The sequence below is a fragment of the Streptomyces sp. AB3(2024) genome (assembly GCF_041862025.1).
Classification (GTDB): Bacteria; Actinomycetota; Actinomycetes; order Streptomycetales; family Streptomycetaceae; genus Streptomyces.
The window spans coordinates 14358-28941 of sequence record NZ_JBGWAB010000108.1; the positions used below are offsets into that span (position 1 = coordinate 14358).

Consider the following 14584-nt stretch of genomic DNA (forward strand, 5'->3'; position numbering starts at 1 on the left):
CCGCCGCGGGGCCGGCGGTCAGCGGCCCAGGTACCGCGGCGGCTGCTTCGCGAGGAAGGCCTGGACGGCGATGGAGTGGTCCTCGGAGGCACCCGCGCGGGTCTGGAGCGCGTCCTCGCGCTCCAGGGCCTCGGGGAGCGAGTGGGCGGCCCCGTACGCCAGGGACTCCTTCAGGGCCGCGTAGGCCACCGTGGGGCCCGAGGCGAGGGTGCGGGCGACGGCCTCCGCCTCCGCGTGCAGGGAGTCCGCCGGGACGAGCCGGTTCGCGATGCCCAGCTCGAACGCCTCCTGCGCCTTCACCGAGCGGGGGAACAGGAGCAGATCGCAGGCGCGGGAGGCGCCGATCAGGCGGGGGAGGGTCCAGGAGACCCCGGAGTCGGCGGTCAGGGCCACCCCGGCGAAGGAGGTGTTGAAGGAGGCGGTGTCCGCGACGACGCGGAAGTCCGCCGCCAGCGCGAAGCCGAAGCCGGCCCCGGCCGCGACCCCGTTCACGCCCGCCACCACAGGCTTGGGCATCTCGGTGATGGCCCGCACGATCGGGTTGTAGTGCTCGGCGACGGTGCTCATCGTCAGGGAGGATCCGTGCTCGCGGTCCGCCGCGAGGTTGCCGATGTGCTCCTTGAGGTCTTGCCCCACGCAGAAGGCCCGGGTTCCGGCGGCGGTCAGCAGGACCGCCCGTACCGCGGTGTCGTCGCCGGCCGCCCGGAGCGCGTCGCGCAGGGCGACCTTCGTCTCCGTGTTCATGGCGTTCATCGCGTCGGGCCGGTTGATCGTGACGGTCGCTAGTCCGTCGGTCACTTCGTAGAGCACGCTGTCGGCCATGGCGGGGGTCCCCCTTCGTCGCGGGCTTGGCTACCGGCCGGTACCGGCCGGTCCAAGGGTCAGCATGGCGGACGCGGCCGGGGGCGGGCATGTGATGTGCGTCAAACAAAGCGGAGCCCGTCCGCCGGGAGCAGCGGCGAAGTATCGCAGGCGGATCCCCGAAATGAGTGGTTTTGGTCGAGCGCGTTGCACAAGCGTTCCCGGCCGATGTTGGTCATCGGGTCCTGACATGCGGGATAATGGCTGGGAAGCAATGTGTTCGATGCCGGGTACTAGGCGCCTGAACGGGGCCGTCGGCTGACGATGAGCTGGTTTCAGGAAGGGGAACGAGCATGGCGGCCATGAAGCCGCGGACGGGCGACGGCCCGCTCGAGGTCACCAAGGAGGGGCGGGGCATCGTCATGCGCGTACCGCTCGAGGGCGGCGGTCGGCTCGTCGTCGAGCTGACTCCCGACGAGGCGGACGCCCTGGGTGACGCCCTGAAGAAGGTCGTCGGCTGAAGCGTCGGCACCATCTGATCTCTGCACCGCCCCGGTCGCTCCGCGCGACCGGGGCGGTGTTGCGTTTGCCTTCCCCTCCTTGACGCGCCGGACTCCGTCCGTCGGCCCGCGGTGCGGGCTGGGCGTCCGGGGGCGGCCCGCCGAGGGTGCCGGGCGAAGGTGCCGGGCGAAGGTCAGCGGCGGACCGCGCAGAGGAGGCCGTCGCCGACCGGGAGGAGCGCCGCTTCCAGGGCCGGGCTCTCCCGGACGCTGCGCAGCAGCTCGCGCACCCGGATGACCTCCACCGGCTGGGCGGCGGAGTCGACCGTACGGCCGTCGGAGAAGACGCCCTCGAAGCAGACCAGGCCGCCGGGGCGGAGCAGACGCAACGATTCCGCGAGGTAGTCGAGGGACTCGGAGGGGTCCCCGTCGCAGAAGACGAGGTCGTAGCCGCCGTCGGCGAGCCGCGGCAGCACGTCGAGCGCGCGGCCCGGGATGAACCGGGCGCGGTTGCCCGCGAAGCCGGCGGCGCGGAAGGCCTGGCGGGCGAAGGCCTGCCGGTCCGGCTCGGGATCCACCGTGGTCAGGACCCCGTCGGGGCGCATCCCGTGGAGCAGGTGGATGCCGGAGACCCCGGTGCCGGTGCCGATCTCGGCGACCGCCTTGGCGTCCGCGGTGGCGGCCAGCAGGCGCAGCGCGGCCCCGGTCCCGGGGGAGACGGACCGCAGGCCCGCTTCCCTGGACCGGTCGCGGGCCCACCGCAGAGCGTCGTCCTCGGCGACAAACGCGTCGGCGAACGCCCAGCTCGTCTGCCGGTTGCCGCTAATGACCCTCTCCTGTCCCCATAGTTGGCGCAACGGTGACTGTATCCGCTGACGTCGGGAACCCGCAGATGGGACCGGGCGTTGGGAGTGACAGAGGCGGGATAGAGGGGACGGCAGCGGGCAGATCGGCGGCCCGGGACCCAAGACCCGTGCAAAGTTACTGCAAAAATGCTTATCCAGAGCTGACGGGAGGGGTGGCTATGGTAGGGGCTCCACTGGACACCACCAGAGCCGATAGGGGAGGTGCGGCTGCGCCTGTGGATCGTGGAGGCGTACTGAGACGTCTCTTCTGGTCGGCGGGTGAGCCGAAATCCGTGACCGACATTGCTGACCGCTTCCACACCGCCACCACCGCAACCTTTGCCGCCGATGCGGGCTCCCAGGCGTGGACCCCTCCCACGTGGGAGGAGATCGTCAGCACGCACAGCGCGCGGGTCTACCGCCTCGCCTACCGCCTCACCGGCAACCAGCACGACGCGGAGGACCTGACGCAGGAGGTCTTCGTCCGCGTCTTCCGCTCGCTGTCCACGTACACGCCCGGCACCTTCGAGGGCTGGCTGCACCGCATCACCACGAACCTCTTCCTGGACATGGTGCGCCGCAAGCAGCGGATCCGCTTCGACGCCCTCGGCGACGACGCCGCCGAGCGGCTCCCGAGCAGGGAGCCGTCCCCGCAGCAGGTGCTCCACGACACCCACTTCGACGCGGACGTGCAGCAGGCGCTGGACACCCTCGCTCCGGAGTTCCGGGCTGCCGTGGTCCTGTGTGACATCGAAGGCCTGTCGTACGAGGAGATCGCCGCCACGCTCGGCGTGAAGCTCGGTACCGTCCGCAGCCGCATTCACCGCGGCCGTTCGCACCTGCGCAAGGCACTCAAGCACCGGTCCCCCGAGGCCCGTGCGGAGCAGCGGGCCCTGGCGGGCGTCGCGGTGGGCGCCCCGGGCGCCGGGGGAGAGGGCGGAGCCGAGTGAGCGGAGTCAGTCCGTCCCCCGCCGAGCAGCACCTGGGCGACCGGCTCGCCGCCCTGGTGGACGGGGAGTTGAAACACGATGCGCGCGAGCGGGTGCTGGCGCACCTGGCGACCTGCGCCAAGTGCAAGGCCGAGGCCGACGCGCAGCGCCGGCTGAAGACCCTGTTCGTGGAGAGCGCCCCGCCGCCCCTGTCCGCCGGACTGCTGGCGCGCCTGCAGGGCCTGCCGGGCGGAGGTCCCGACGGGGCCGCCGGGCCGCCGGGCGGCGCTCCGGGCGGTCCGCTGGGCGCCGGTTCGCCGGGTGCCGATCCCTTCGCCTCGTTCGGGTACGCCGCCCCGGCCGCCCCGCGCGAGGGTTTCCGCACCCACGAGGTCGGCCGTCCCCGGCGCCGGTTCGCCTTCGTCGCGGCGGGAGCCGTGTCGCTGGCCGCGATCGCGCTCGGGGGTTCGCTGCCGCTGGACTCGGTCGAGCCGAACGTGCGGGGCGACGCCCCCGCCACCCGGCCCGGCCCGTCGGTCCCGCTGACCGACGCCTTCGTGCGCGACCGGCTGCCCAGCCCCGGCGGCGTCCCCGGCCTGGTCCCGGCCGGACAGTTCCCCACGCCGACCCCCAGCGCCCCGGCGACCGCGGTCCCGGCGACCGCCGTCCCGGCCTCGCTCGCCCGCTGAGCGGTCACGGCGCAGCCCCGGCGGGAGCCGGGGCTCCGCCGGCGCGCGGCACCTGGTTGAATCTCCGGCAGATGCGCCGCCGTGCGGTGCGCCAGGCCCGCGGGGAGCGTTCATGTCCGACAGTCGCGACAGTCAGCGGAGTGGTCCGGCTCCGTCCTGGTGGAGTCGGCCCGCCGCCCCGGAGCCGTCCGCTCCGGCGGCCGGCCCCCCGGAGCCCGGCCGTACTCCGGAGCCCGGCCTCACCCCTCGGGCACCGTCCTCCGAGGCGGACTCCGCGACGCGGCCCGGGCCCGGGGAGCCGGACGCCGCCCCCGGACCGCGCTACGACCCCTGGGACGAGAGCCCCCTCCAGGTGGTGGACCACGGGCGGGTGCGCCGCGCCCCCGGGATCTGCCGCCTCCTGGTCTTCGGCTCGGTGATCGCCCTCCTCGCCGGGGGCGTCGGCGGCTACCTCGGCATCCTCGCCGAGCGGCGCACCGGCACCCGCCTGGAGCTTCCGCAGTCGGCCGTCGACCACAAGGACCGGGCCCCGGAGAGCGTGGCGGGCATCGCGGCCACGGCCCTGCCCGGCGTGGTCACCCTGCACGTCAGCGGCAGCGGCGGAGGCGGCACCGGGACCGGTTTCGTCCTGGACGAGCAGGGCCACATCCTGACGAACAACCACGTCGTCGCCGACGCCAAGAACATAACGGTCACCTTCAGCACGGGCGAGAGCGTCGCCGCCGAGCTGGTCGGCCGCGACGGCGGCTACGACCTGGCGGTCGTCAAGGTGACCGGCGTCCGGGGTCTGCGCCCGCTGGCCCTGGGCAACTCGGAGAACGTCCGGGTCGGCGACCCGGTCGTGGCCATCGGGGCCCCCTTCGACCTCTCCAACACCGTCACGGCGGGCATCATCAGCGCCACCGGACGCCCCATCACCGCGGGCGGCGACAAGGGCGACGGCAGCGACATCAGCTACGTCGACGCCCTCCAGACCGACGCCCCCATCAACCCCGGCAACTCCGGCGGCCCGCTCCTGGACTCCCGCGCCCACGTCATCGGCATCAACAGCGCGATCCGCGGCGCGGACAAGAGCGACGACGGCGACAGCACCCGCCAGAGCGGCAGCATCGGCCTCGGCTTCGCCATCCCCGTCAACCAGGGAAAGCGGGTCGCCGAGGAGCTCATCCGCACCGGCCGCGCCACCCACCCCGTCATCGGCGTCACCCTGGACATGCAGTACAGGGGGGACGGAGCGCGTGTGGACTCCAAGGGCGCGGACGGGAAGCCGTCGGTGGTCGCCGACGGTCCGGGAGCCCGCGCCGGGATCAAGGCCGCGGACGTGATCACCAAGGTCGACGGGGTCCGCGTGCACGGCGGGGACGAGCTGATCATCAAGATCAGGGCCCACCGCCCCGGGGACCGCCTCGCCCTGACCGTGCTGCGTGACGGCAGGGAGCGCACGCTGGACGTGGAGCTGGGCTCGGCGAGCGGTTCCTGACACACGAATACCGCATGACGCCCGGGTGAATCCGGGAAGAGGGCCGCACCGGCGTAGGGGCGCGCAAGGAACGCCGGGTACCGTTGTCCGGGCCCGATGTGGAGAGAGCCGAGGAGCGGCAAGGTGTTCAACGACATAGGCGCACTCGAACTGGTCACGATCGTGGTGCTCGCCATCCTCATCTTCGGCCCCGACAAGCTGCCGAAGGTGATCCAGGACGTCTCCGGCATGATCCGCAAGCTCCGCTCGTTCTCCGACAGCGCCAAGCAGGACATCCGCTCCGAGCTGGGACCCGAGTTCAAGGACTTCGAGTTCGAGGACCTGAACCCGAAGACCTTCATCCGCAAGCAGCTGACCGAGAACGAGGACCTCAAGGAGATCCGCAGCAGCTTCGACCTCCGCAAGGAGCTCAACGACGTCACCGACGCGGTCAACAGCAAGGACGCGGCTCCCGCCCCGGCCGCCCCCGCCACGCCCGCCGCCGGCACCGGTCCGGACCTGGTGAAGAAGCCCTCCGCCCCGGCCCCCGAGGCGCGTACCCCCTTCGACGCCGACGCCACCTGAGCCACCGCCTGCCCGGCGATCCGGAGTCGGATGGCTATCCTCCATCTGTCCGGACCCAGGACGCCCGAGGGGGGTCGGCCGTTCCGGACCCCACGGAACGAGAGGCCGCCCAGATGGAGACGACGCGCAGCAGCCGGGTGGGTGCGCAGCCCGCCGACGCCCTTGACGCACCACCGCAGACCGAGCAGCAGCCCCCGGGGCAGGCCCAGGAGGGCACTGCACCCGTCCCGGCGGCCCGCAGGGCGGCGGAGGGGTACCTGAAGGCGGACTTCCCCTGGTACGGGCTGGACGGGGCCTTCACCGGCCCCCGCTGGCTCATGCAGGTCTCCGCGGGCGCCGACGGCACCGTGGAGCACGGGTCGACCGGCCACGGCGACGAGCCGTCCGTGCGCGGCGAGATCGCGACGGGGGAGAAGGAGCGCTTCGCGGTGGTCATCACCGTGGCCAGCAACCCGCTGCGCCGCAGCGGTGACGGCACCGGCGTGCTGGAGGCCACCTCGGTCTCCTCGGCCGCCTGGCTGGCCGGCTCGGGCCTGCTGTCCTACAGCTGGCCGCAGCAGATGGACCACACCCTGCGCGACGACTGGCTGGACCAGCAGACCGAGGCCGCGTGGGAGCTCGCCGACGACCTCGCGGGCCCCGACTGGTCGACGCTGTCCCTGCCGGTGGACGGGCAGCCGACGCCGTTCCACTACCGCGAGTCGGAGTTCGGCTGGGTGCTCGCCGGCTCCACCGGGAGCGGGGTCCACCTGGGCGCGTACGGGCGCGGGATGAGCGCGTACGGGCTGGGGTTCTCGGCGATCGCGGACCTCGGCGCGTACGAGTAGGCGGATACGGGAAAGGGCACCGCCGACGGCGGTGCCCTTCCGCGCAGTGCTCCGTACCGGAGCCCCGCGTCAGAACTTGTTGCGCGGGGTGATCCCCAACGACATGCCCGACAGGCCGCGGGCGCGGCCGCCCAGCTTGCCCGCGATCGCGCGCAGCGCCGCACCGGCCGGGGAGTCCGGGTCCGAGAGGACGACCGGCTTGCCGTCGTCGCCGCCCTCGCGCAGCCGTACGTCGATCGGGATGCTGCCGAGGACCGGCACGGACGCGCCGACCGTCTTGGTGAGCCCGTCGGCGACCTTCTGGCCTCCGCCCGAGCCGAAGACGTCGACCATCTCGTCGCAGTGCGGGCAGGGCAGGCCCGACATGTTCTCGACGACACCGACGATCTTCTGGTGGGTCTGCACGGCGATCGAGCCGGCCCGCTCCGCGACCTCGGCCGCCGCCTGCTGCGGGGTGGTCACGACGAGGATCTCGGCGTTCGGCACCAGCTGGGCCACGGAGATCGCGATGTCGCCGGTGCCCGGCGGCAGGTCGAGCAGCAGGACGTCGAGGTCGCCCCAGAAGACGTCGGCGAGGAACTGCTGGAGCGCGCGGTGCAGCATCGGCCCGCGCCACACGACCGGGGCGTTGCCGGGGGTGAACATGCCGATCGAGATGACCTTCACGCCGTTCGCGGACGGCGGCATGATCATGTTCTCGACCTGGGTGGGACGGCCCTCGACGCCGAGCATCCGCGGCACGCTGTGGCCGTAGATGTCCGCGTCGACCACGCCGACCTTCAGGCCGTCGGCGGCCATCGCCGCGGCGAGGTTGACGGTGACGGAGGACTTGCCGACGCCGCCCTTGCCGGACGCGACCGCGTAGACGCGGGTCAGCGAGCCGGGCTTGGCGAAGGGGACCTCGCGCTCGGCGGTTCCGCCGCGCAGCGTGGCCGCCAGGTCCTTGCGCTGCTCGTCGCTCATCACGTCGAGGGTGACGGCGACCGAGGTGACGCCCGCGACCTTCTCCACGGCCTCGGTGACGTTCTTGGTGATCGTCTCGCGCATGGGGCAGCCCGACACCGTCAGGTAGACCGTGACGGCGACGGCGCCGCCCTCGCCGATCTCCACCGATTTCACCATGCCGAGCTCGGTGATCGGGCGGTGGATCTCGGGGTCGTTCACCGTCGACAGCGCGTCCAGGATCGCGTCCTGCTCGGGCGCGGCGGCGTCGGCGGCGGAGCTTGTGTCGGTAGCCATGCCCCGATGGTACGGCTCGGTAGCACGGCTCAGGAAAGGCCGTCAGCGGTCGCCTTCGTCACTTTCGGCGGGGAACAGGCGCCGCTCGTCCATCTCCTTGATCAAGTCCTGGAACTCGGACCTGATCCAGTCGCGGGTGGCTACCTCGCCCAGGCCCATGCGCAGCGCCGCGATCTCGCGGGTCAGGTACTCGGTGTCCGCGATGGAGCGCTCGTTCTGCTTGCGGTCCTGCTCCAGGTTGACCCGGTCCCGGTCGTCCTGCCGGTTCTGCGCGAGCAGGATCAGCGGGGCGGCGTAGGAGGCCTGGAGGGACAGCATCAGCGTCAGGAAGATGAACGGGTACTCGTCGAACCGCAGGTGCGCGGGCGCGAAGATGTTCCACAGCACCCACACGATGATGACCAGCGTCATGTAGACGATGAACCGGCCCGTGCCGAGGAACCGCGCGACCCGCTCCGACAGCCGCCCGAAGGCCTCCGGGTCGTACTCGGGCAGCAGCCTGCGGCGCGCCGGGCGCGGCTGGTCCAGCCGTACGCGCGGACGCGCCAGCGCGCTCGCGCCCAGGGCGACGCTGGCCTTCGCCCGCTCGGAGGAACGTTCCGGCCGCTCGTTGCGCAGCCGCTCCGCCGCCTCCTCCAGCCGCTCCGAGAGCCCGTCCCTGGCATGCTCGCGCCGCTCCCGGCGCCGATCGCGCGCCGCGTCCCCGCGGCCCCGCTCAGTGGCCACGCACGGCCTCCTCGGAATGGAAGTCCGTCTCCCGCCAGTCGTCCGGCAGCAGGTGGTCCAGTACGTCGTCGACGGTGACGGCGCCCAGCAGTGAGCCGCTCTCGTCCACGACGGGCGCCGCGACCATGTTGTAGGCGGCCAGGTAGCTCGTCACGGCGGGCAGCGAGGCGTCCGGCCGCAGCGGCGGCAGGTCGGTGTCCACGATCGAGCTGACCAGGGTGAACGGGGGGTCCCGCAGCAGCCGCTGGAAGTGCACCGTCCCCAGGTACTTGCCCGTCGGCGTCTCGTCCGGCGGACGGCACACGTACACCTGCGCCGCCAGCGCCGGCGACAGGTCCGACTTGCGCACGCGGGCCAGCGCGTCGGCGACCGTCGCGTCCGGGCGCAGCACGATCGGCTCGGTCGTCATCAGGCCGCCCGCGGTGTTCTCCTCGTACGACAGCAGGCGCCGCACGTCGGCCGCGTCGTCGGGCTGCATCAGGGTCAGCAGCCGCTCCTTCTCCTCCTCCGGCAGCTCGGAGAGCAGGTCGGCGGCGTCGTCCGGGTCCATCGCCTCCAGGACGTCGGCGGCGCGCTCCTCCTTCAGCTTGCCGAGGATTTCCACCTGGTCGTCCTCGGGGAGCTCCTCCAGGACGTCGGCGAGGCGGTCGTCGTCGAGGGCGTTGGCCACCTCGGCGCGCCGCTTCGGCGTCAGGTGGTGCAGGACGTTCGCCAGGTCGGCGGGGCGCATCTGTTCGAAGGTGGCGACCAGGTTCTCGGCGCCCTGCCCGTGTTCCTCCAGCGAGAAGCCGGTCACCGCCGACCATTCGACGGTCAGGGTCTCGCCCCGGCGGCGCAGCGCGCCGCCCTTGCCCTTGCGCACGAAGATCCGGTCGATCTCCCAGTCGCGGCGGGCCGGGAGCTGCTGGATGGCCACGTCCAGCACGGTGGCCTCCTCGCCGGTGGCCACGAGCGTCACCCGGCGGTCCAGCAGCTCGCCGAGGACCAGCCGCTCGGTCGGGCGCTGTTCGAAGCGCCGCATGTTGATCACGCCGGTGGTGATGACCTGTCCGGACTCCACGCCCGTCACCCGGGTCATGGGCAGGAAGATCCGGCGACGGCTGACGACCTCGACCACCAGACCCAGCAGCCGGGGCGGCCGGCCGCCCACGCGCAGCATCGCGACGAGGTCGCGGACGCGGCCCACCTGGTCGCCGTTGGGATCGAAGACGGGCACACCCGACAGATGCGAGACGAAGATCCGCGGGGCGCCTGCAGCCATCCGAGCGCCTCCTAGAGCGTCCATCACCGGTCATGCCGTGCCTCAGGCTAGCCCGTGCCGCGGGAAGGCGTCCTGGTGGGGCCGTCCGCCCGGGGGTCCCGTGGGGGTGCCCCCGGCGGCGGGTACGCTGCCTGCTGCCCGCAGACCCCCGACGAGAGGCACCTGCCCGTGACCCCCTACACCCCCGCCGCACGACTGCGCCGGGCCGCCTTCGTCGGTGCCCTGTGCGCGGGTCTTGCCGTCACCGCGACGGGCTGCGGCGGCAAGGCGGAGGACCCCGACAAGGGCACGAACGGGATCGGCAAGCTCGGCGCGGACAAGATCGAGGGCCAGTCGAAGGCGGCCGCCACCGCCGCGGCCTCGGTGCACCTCTCCGGGAGCCTGGTCACCGGGGGCAAGACCTTCACCCTCGACATGCGGCTGAAGGCCGACGGCGGCTCCGGCGAGGTGAAGTCCCAGAACGACACCTTCCAGCTGCTGCGGGTCGGCGAGCAGCTCTACCTGAAGGCCGGCGCGGCCTTCTGGGGCAAGTCGGACTCGGCGGGCAAGCTCGGCGACAAGTTCGTCAAGGTGCCCGAGAACGACCCCTCGTACAGGCAGTTCCGCGGGTTCACCGACATGCGCGTGCTGCTGGACGGTCTGCTCGGCCTGCAGGGCAAGCTCACCAAGGGCGCCTACACCACGGTCGGGCGGACCCGTGCGGTGCCGATCTCGGCGGACGCGGGCAAGAGCGGCAAGCTGACGGTGTCCCTGGAGGGGACCCCGTACCCGCTGCTGATGGAACGCGCGGGCGGCGCGGGCCGGGTGGAGCTCTCCGAATGGGGCAAGCCCTTCCCGCTGGAGGCGCCCACACAGGACCAGACCGTGGACTACGGCTCGCAGCTGCCGACCACCAAGGACGGCAAGGACACGGGAACCGGCACGGGCAAGGGAACCGGCACGGGCAAGGGCACCGGCTCGGGCTCGGGAACCGGGAGCGGCACCGGCACCGCAGGCCCGTCCCCGTCGAAGAGCCAGGGCTCGGGCCAGGGCTCCGACCCGGGCTCCGGCTGAGCCCGCTCTCGCTACCGGGCCCGCTTTCAGCGCTCGGCCTTCCTCAGCGCTTGGCCTTCTTCCGCTTCAGCAGCAGCTTCGGCAGCCCCGCCGGGACGGGCCTGCGCGTGATCGCGGGGGAGGGCAGCGGGGCCGCGGCCTGCGACCCGTCGGGCAGCCCGTCGGCGACCGCCACGGGCTCCAGGCGCAGCAGGCGGCACTCGCGGGCCCAGCGCTCGGTCATCCGCTCCGAGTCGGGCGCGTTCAGCCGCTTGCCCTTCAGCTCGGAGACGGCGGCCTCCCACGACGCGCTGCCGGGTACGAGCTCCCGTACGGCCGCCGTCCAGGCGACGAGCCGGCCGCCCTTGTCCTTGCTGCGCACCGTCACCTCGGCGGCGGCACCGTCGGTGAGTCCCGGGAAGGGCTGCTCGCCGGGACCGTCACCGAGCACGTGCGCCGCGCCGTCCACCCAGGCGTGCCACAGGGCCCGGTCGGCGCCCGCGCCGCGGACCCAGATCAGGCCGGACTTCTTGGAGGCCTCCTCGACGAGGGCCAGGTCGAGTGCGCTGAGAGTCATGCGCACAGGTTAGGGGGTCCGCCCCGGGGTGCCTACAGCCAGCCGTTGCGGCGGAGTGTCCGGTGGATGGCGAAGCAGCTGCCGACGATCGTGACCATCACGATCGGGTAGCCGTAGCGCCAGTGAAGCTCCGGCATGTGGTCGAAGTTCATCCCGTACACCCCGCAGATCATCGTCGGCACGGCGATGATCGCCGCCCACGAGGTGATCTTGCGCATGTCCTCGTTCTGGGCGACGGAGGCCTGGGCCAGGTTCGCCTGGAGGATCGAGTTCAGCAGCTCGTCGAAGCCGATGACCTGCTCGTGGACCCGCGCGAGGTGGTCGGCCACGTCGCGGAAGTACTTCTGGATGTCCGGGTCCACCAGCCGCATGGGCCGCTCGCTCAGCAGCTCCATCGGCCGCAGCAGCGGGGAGACCGCCCGCTTGAACTCCAGCACCTCGCGCTTGAGCTGGTAGATCCGGCCCGCGTCGCCGCCCCGGCTGACGCCCTTGGCGGGGGCGGCGAAGACCGCGCTCTCCACCTCGTCGATGTCGTCCTGGACCGCCGCCGCCACCGCGATGTAGCCGTCGACCACGTGGTCGGCGATCGAGTGCAGGACGGCCGAGGGGCCCCGCGAGAGCAGCTCCGGGTCGCCCTGGAGGCGGTGGCGCAGGCCGCGCAGCGACCCCTGGCCGCCGTGCCGGACGGTGATGACGAAGTCGGGGCCGGTGAAGCACATCACCTCGCCGGTCTCCACCACCTCGCTGGTGGCGGTGAGTTCGGCGTGCTCCACGTAGTGGATCGTCTTGAAGACGGTGAAGAGCGTGTCGTCGTAGCGCTCCAGCTTCGGCCGCTGGTGCGCGTGCACCGCGTCCTCCACGGCCAGCGGGTGCAGGCCGAAGGTGGCGGCGATCCCCGCGAACTCCGCCTCGGTGGGCTCGTGCAGTCCGATCCAGGCGAAACCGCCGCCCTCGCGGACCCGGCGCATCGCCTCACGCGGCGTCAGACAGCCGCGGCCCGGCTCCAGGGGGTCGCGCCGGCCGTCGCGGTACACGGCGCAGTCGACCACCGCACTGCTGGCGGAGGGGTCGCGGGTGGTGTCGTAGCCGGGCTGGACGGGCGTGGACCGGCGCAGGGCCGGACGGACGGCGGCACGGAGGTAGGGCAGCATCGACATGGCAGGCTCCTTCGCGCGCACGGCTGCGGACCGTACGGGTGGGAGGCCCTCCGGGCGCGGGTGGGCAGACCCGGGCGGACGGAGGGAAACAGGACGGAGGACAGAAGTTCTGCCGTCGCTCTTCTGCTGATCAGAAGATCAAAGGGGGCCGGACGCGCCCTGCACAGAAGCGGAAGAGCGATCGGTACTGCACGATCGACTTCGATCCATCGCAGCCCCACCTCCTCCGGCCGGTCCCCCGTGAGGGACGTCCTGTCGCCGGAGCACCGAAACACGCTACTGCGCGCGCCCCCGACCAGCTGTCAACACTATCAGCCGACGGATGGTCAAGAGCCGCCCTTTACCCGGTGGATAGGAGTTCTATGCTCGCTCCATGGCAGAAATTCTGGCCCTCGTCGAGGCCCGGCTGCGCAACGCGTTCGGCGAACCCGACGCCCGCGCCGCCGTCACCTTCCTGGGCACCGACCGCATCGAGGTACTCCGCTTCGCCGAGGGCGACCTCGTCCGGTACGCGACCCTCGGGATGTCCGCACACCCGATGACCGACCCGACCGCCGTGGTCGCCGACCCGGTGCGCGGCCCGCGCGCCGAGCTGGTGCTCACCGTGCGGGCGGGCCTGGCCCCGACCGACAAACTCCTGCGCCCGCTCGCGGTCCTGGCCGCCTCCCCGATGGTGGAGGGGCTGATCGTGGCCCCCGGCGCCTCCCTGGACGTGGGCGAACCACTGTGGGAGGGGGCCGCGTTCAGCTCGGTCCTCGTCGCCGAGCCGGGCGGACTCGTCGAGGACCTCGAACTGGACGAGCCCATGGATCCCGTCCGCTTCCTCCCCCTCCTCCCGATGACGGCGAACGAGGCCGCCTGGAAGCGGGTGCACGGCGCGGCGGCCCTCCAGGAACGCTGGCTCGCGCGCGGCACCGATCTGCGGGACCCTCTGCGTACGGCCGTCGCACTGGACTGACCGGCGCGCCCGCGGGTACGGATGACATCCGGACGGGTGATCGTGTCTTGACGGCGCGCCGGGCGGGGAGGAGCGTGCTTCTTATGAGGGGCGAACCGAGTTGCCCGAAGTGCGGTGGCCGGGTCCGAGCGCCCGGTCTTTTCGCCGACTCCTGGCAGTGCGCGGTGCACGGCGCAGTCCATCCGCTACAGCCTGTCATCCCACCGAGCGTCGAGGGTCTCGGCGTGGTGGTGAACCGGGCGCAGGTGCCCGTCTGGATGCCGTGGCCGCTGCCCGTGGGGTGGCTGTTCACCGGGGTCGCGACCGCCGGTGACGACCGCAGCGGGGGCCGGGCCACCGCCGTGGCCTGCTCCGGGCCGGGGCCGCTGGGCGGCATCGGTGAGCTGCTGCTGATCGCGGAGGAACTGGGCGTGGGGCTGGGCTCCCGCTTCGCGGGCATCGACGCCCCCGACCCGGGCCCGTACATGAAGGTCTCCGCCCCGCCGCACGCCAAGGTGGTCGCCGCGGGGCGGCCGACGCCGCTGTGGCACGTCAGCGGGGCGCCGGACGACCGGGCGGTGTTCGCGGGCGAGGCGCGCGGGCTGTGGCTGTGGGCCATCGTCTGGCCGGAGCAGTCGGGACTCCTCATGTACGACGAACTCGTCCTCACCGACCTCCGCGACGCGGGCTCGGAGGTCGAACTCCTGCCGTGCGGGGCGCTGACGCCGCGCATTCTTTCCCCTTCTTGACGCGCAGCTCGCACCGCTCAGCGCTGGCGCGCTTCCCGGGCTTCGCGGCGCTGCGCCGGACTCCGTCCGGCGGCCTGCCGGGCGGGGCCGCTGCCCGTGGCCGGTGTCGGCCGTCGCGTACGGGTGCGTTGCCGCTGCGCGGGGCTGGTCCCCTACCCGCCCTTCCCCCGTTCCCCGGGCTCCGCCCGGACCCTTCGGGGGCGCCGCCCCCGGACCCCCGCGCCTCAAACGCCGGCGGGGCTGGATCTTCCAGCCCCGCCGGCGTTTGAGG

At 72.8% G+C, this 14584-nt stretch carries 16 protein-coding genes; 9 read left to right on the forward strand and 7 right to left on the reverse strand.

Annotated features, from left to right (window positions below; translation table 11 throughout):
• Positions 1-18: 18 nt before the first annotated feature.
• A complete protein-coding gene (locus tag ACEPPI_RS30885) occupies positions 19-822 on the reverse strand; it encodes an enoyl-CoA hydratase/isomerase family protein (RefSeq protein ID WP_373918569.1) in 804 nt (267 codons plus the stop codon).
• Between the two features lie 332 nt (positions 823-1154).
• Here ACEPPI_RS30885 and ACEPPI_RS30890 point away from each other — a divergent pair, with 332 nt between their 5' ends.
• Positions 1155-1322 carry a DUF3117 domain-containing protein gene (locus ACEPPI_RS30890; RefSeq protein WP_003966491.1) on the forward strand — a complete coding sequence of 56 codons (168 nt, stop codon included), beginning with the start codon at positions 1155-1157 and terminating at the stop codon, positions 1320-1322.
• 173 nt (positions 1323-1495) lie between these two features.
• Here ACEPPI_RS30890 and ACEPPI_RS30895 read toward each other — a convergent pair whose 3' ends face one another.
• Positions 1496-2158 carry an O-methyltransferase gene (locus tag ACEPPI_RS30895; RefSeq protein WP_030226024.1) on the reverse strand — a complete coding sequence of 221 codons (663 nt, stop codon included), beginning with the start codon at positions 2156-2158 and terminating at the stop codon, positions 1496-1498.
• A 167-nt stretch (positions 2159-2325) separates the two neighbouring features.
• Between ACEPPI_RS30895 and sigE the strand changes: the two genes are divergently transcribed.
• The 5 genes from sigE (at position 2326) to ACEPPI_RS30920 (ending at position 6635) form a co-directional block, all read left to right on the forward strand.
• The gene (gene sigE / locus ACEPPI_RS30900; protein WP_371676795.1) at positions 2326-3096 is read left to right on the forward strand and encodes an RNA polymerase sigma factor SigE; all 771 of its coding nucleotides are present in this window, start codon (positions 2326-2328) and stop codon (positions 3094-3096) included.
• A complete protein-coding gene (locus ACEPPI_RS30905; protein ID WP_373918570.1) occupies positions 3093-3764 on the forward strand; it encodes a zf-HC2 domain-containing protein in 672 nt (223 codons plus the stop codon). Before sigE ends, ACEPPI_RS30905 begins: the two co-directional genes overlap by 4 nt.
• 112 nt (positions 3765-3876) lie before the next feature.
• A complete protein-coding gene (locus tag ACEPPI_RS30910; protein ID WP_373918571.1) occupies positions 3877-5244 on the forward strand; it encodes a S1C family serine protease in 1368 nt (455 codons plus the stop codon).
• 123 nt (positions 5245-5367) lie between these two features.
• Entirely contained in the window at positions 5368-5808 is a 441-nt protein-coding gene (locus ACEPPI_RS30915; protein ID WP_373918572.1) for a sec-independent translocase, read from the forward strand.
• A gap of 113 nt (positions 5809-5921) precedes the next feature.
• Positions 5922-6635: a hypothetical protein gene (locus ACEPPI_RS30920; RefSeq protein WP_373918573.1), complete on the forward strand. Its 714-nt coding sequence runs from the start codon at positions 5922-5924 to the stop codon at positions 6633-6635.
• Positions 6636-6704: 69 nt separating this feature from the next.
• On the opposite strand, the gene ACEPPI_RS30925 is transcribed toward ACEPPI_RS30920, so the two are convergent.
• From ACEPPI_RS30925 to ACEPPI_RS30935, 3 genes are all read right to left on the reverse strand, one after another.
• On the reverse strand, positions 6705-7874 hold the full coding sequence (locus ACEPPI_RS30925; protein WP_356222907.1) for an Mrp/NBP35 family ATP-binding protein: 1170 nt from the start codon (positions 7872-7874) through the stop codon (positions 6705-6707).
• A gap of 42 nt (positions 7875-7916) precedes the next feature.
• Positions 7917-8492, reverse strand: coding sequence for a DUF1003 domain-containing protein (locus tag ACEPPI_RS30930; RefSeq protein WP_373918579.1), 576 nt, complete (start codon positions 8490-8492; stop codon positions 7917-7919).
• 97 nt (positions 8493-8589) lie between these two features.
• On the reverse strand, positions 8590-9861 hold the full coding sequence (locus ACEPPI_RS30935) for a magnesium transporter MgtE N-terminal domain-containing protein (RefSeq protein WP_373918574.1): 1272 nt from the start codon (positions 9859-9861) through the stop codon (positions 8590-8592).
• Positions 9862-10029: 168 nt separating this feature from the next.
• On the opposite strand from ACEPPI_RS30935, the gene ACEPPI_RS30940 reads away from it, so the two are divergent.
• Entirely contained in the window at positions 10030-10914 is an 885-nt protein-coding gene (locus ACEPPI_RS30940; protein WP_373918575.1) for a hypothetical protein, read from the forward strand.
• Positions 10915-10957: 43 nt separating this feature from the next.
• Here the strand turns inward: ACEPPI_RS30940 and ACEPPI_RS30945 are convergent, their stop codons facing one another.
• Positions 10958-11470: a hypothetical protein gene (locus ACEPPI_RS30945; RefSeq protein WP_373918576.1), complete on the reverse strand. Its 513-nt coding sequence runs from the start codon at positions 11468-11470 to the stop codon at positions 10958-10960.
• Positions 11471-11502: 32 nt separating this feature from the next.
• On the reverse strand, positions 11503-12627 hold the full coding sequence (locus ACEPPI_RS30950) for a magnesium and cobalt transport protein CorA (RefSeq protein WP_373918577.1): 1125 nt from the start codon (positions 12625-12627) through the stop codon (positions 11503-11505).
• Positions 12628-13000: 373 nt separating this feature from the next.
• Here ACEPPI_RS30950 and ACEPPI_RS30955 point away from each other — a divergent pair, with 373 nt between their 5' ends.
• Both ACEPPI_RS30955 and ACEPPI_RS30960 read left to right on the forward strand, forming a co-directional pair.
• Positions 13001-13585 carry a suppressor of fused domain protein gene (locus tag ACEPPI_RS30955; RefSeq protein ID WP_266842093.1) on the forward strand — a complete coding sequence of 195 codons (585 nt, stop codon included), beginning with the start codon at positions 13001-13003 and terminating at the stop codon, positions 13583-13585.
• 83 nt (positions 13586-13668) lie between these two features.
• Positions 13669-14313, forward strand: coding sequence for a DUF6758 family protein (locus ACEPPI_RS30960; RefSeq protein WP_373918578.1), 645 nt, complete (start codon positions 13669-13671; stop codon positions 14311-14313).
• The last annotated feature ends 271 nt before the right edge of the window (positions 14314-14584 follow it).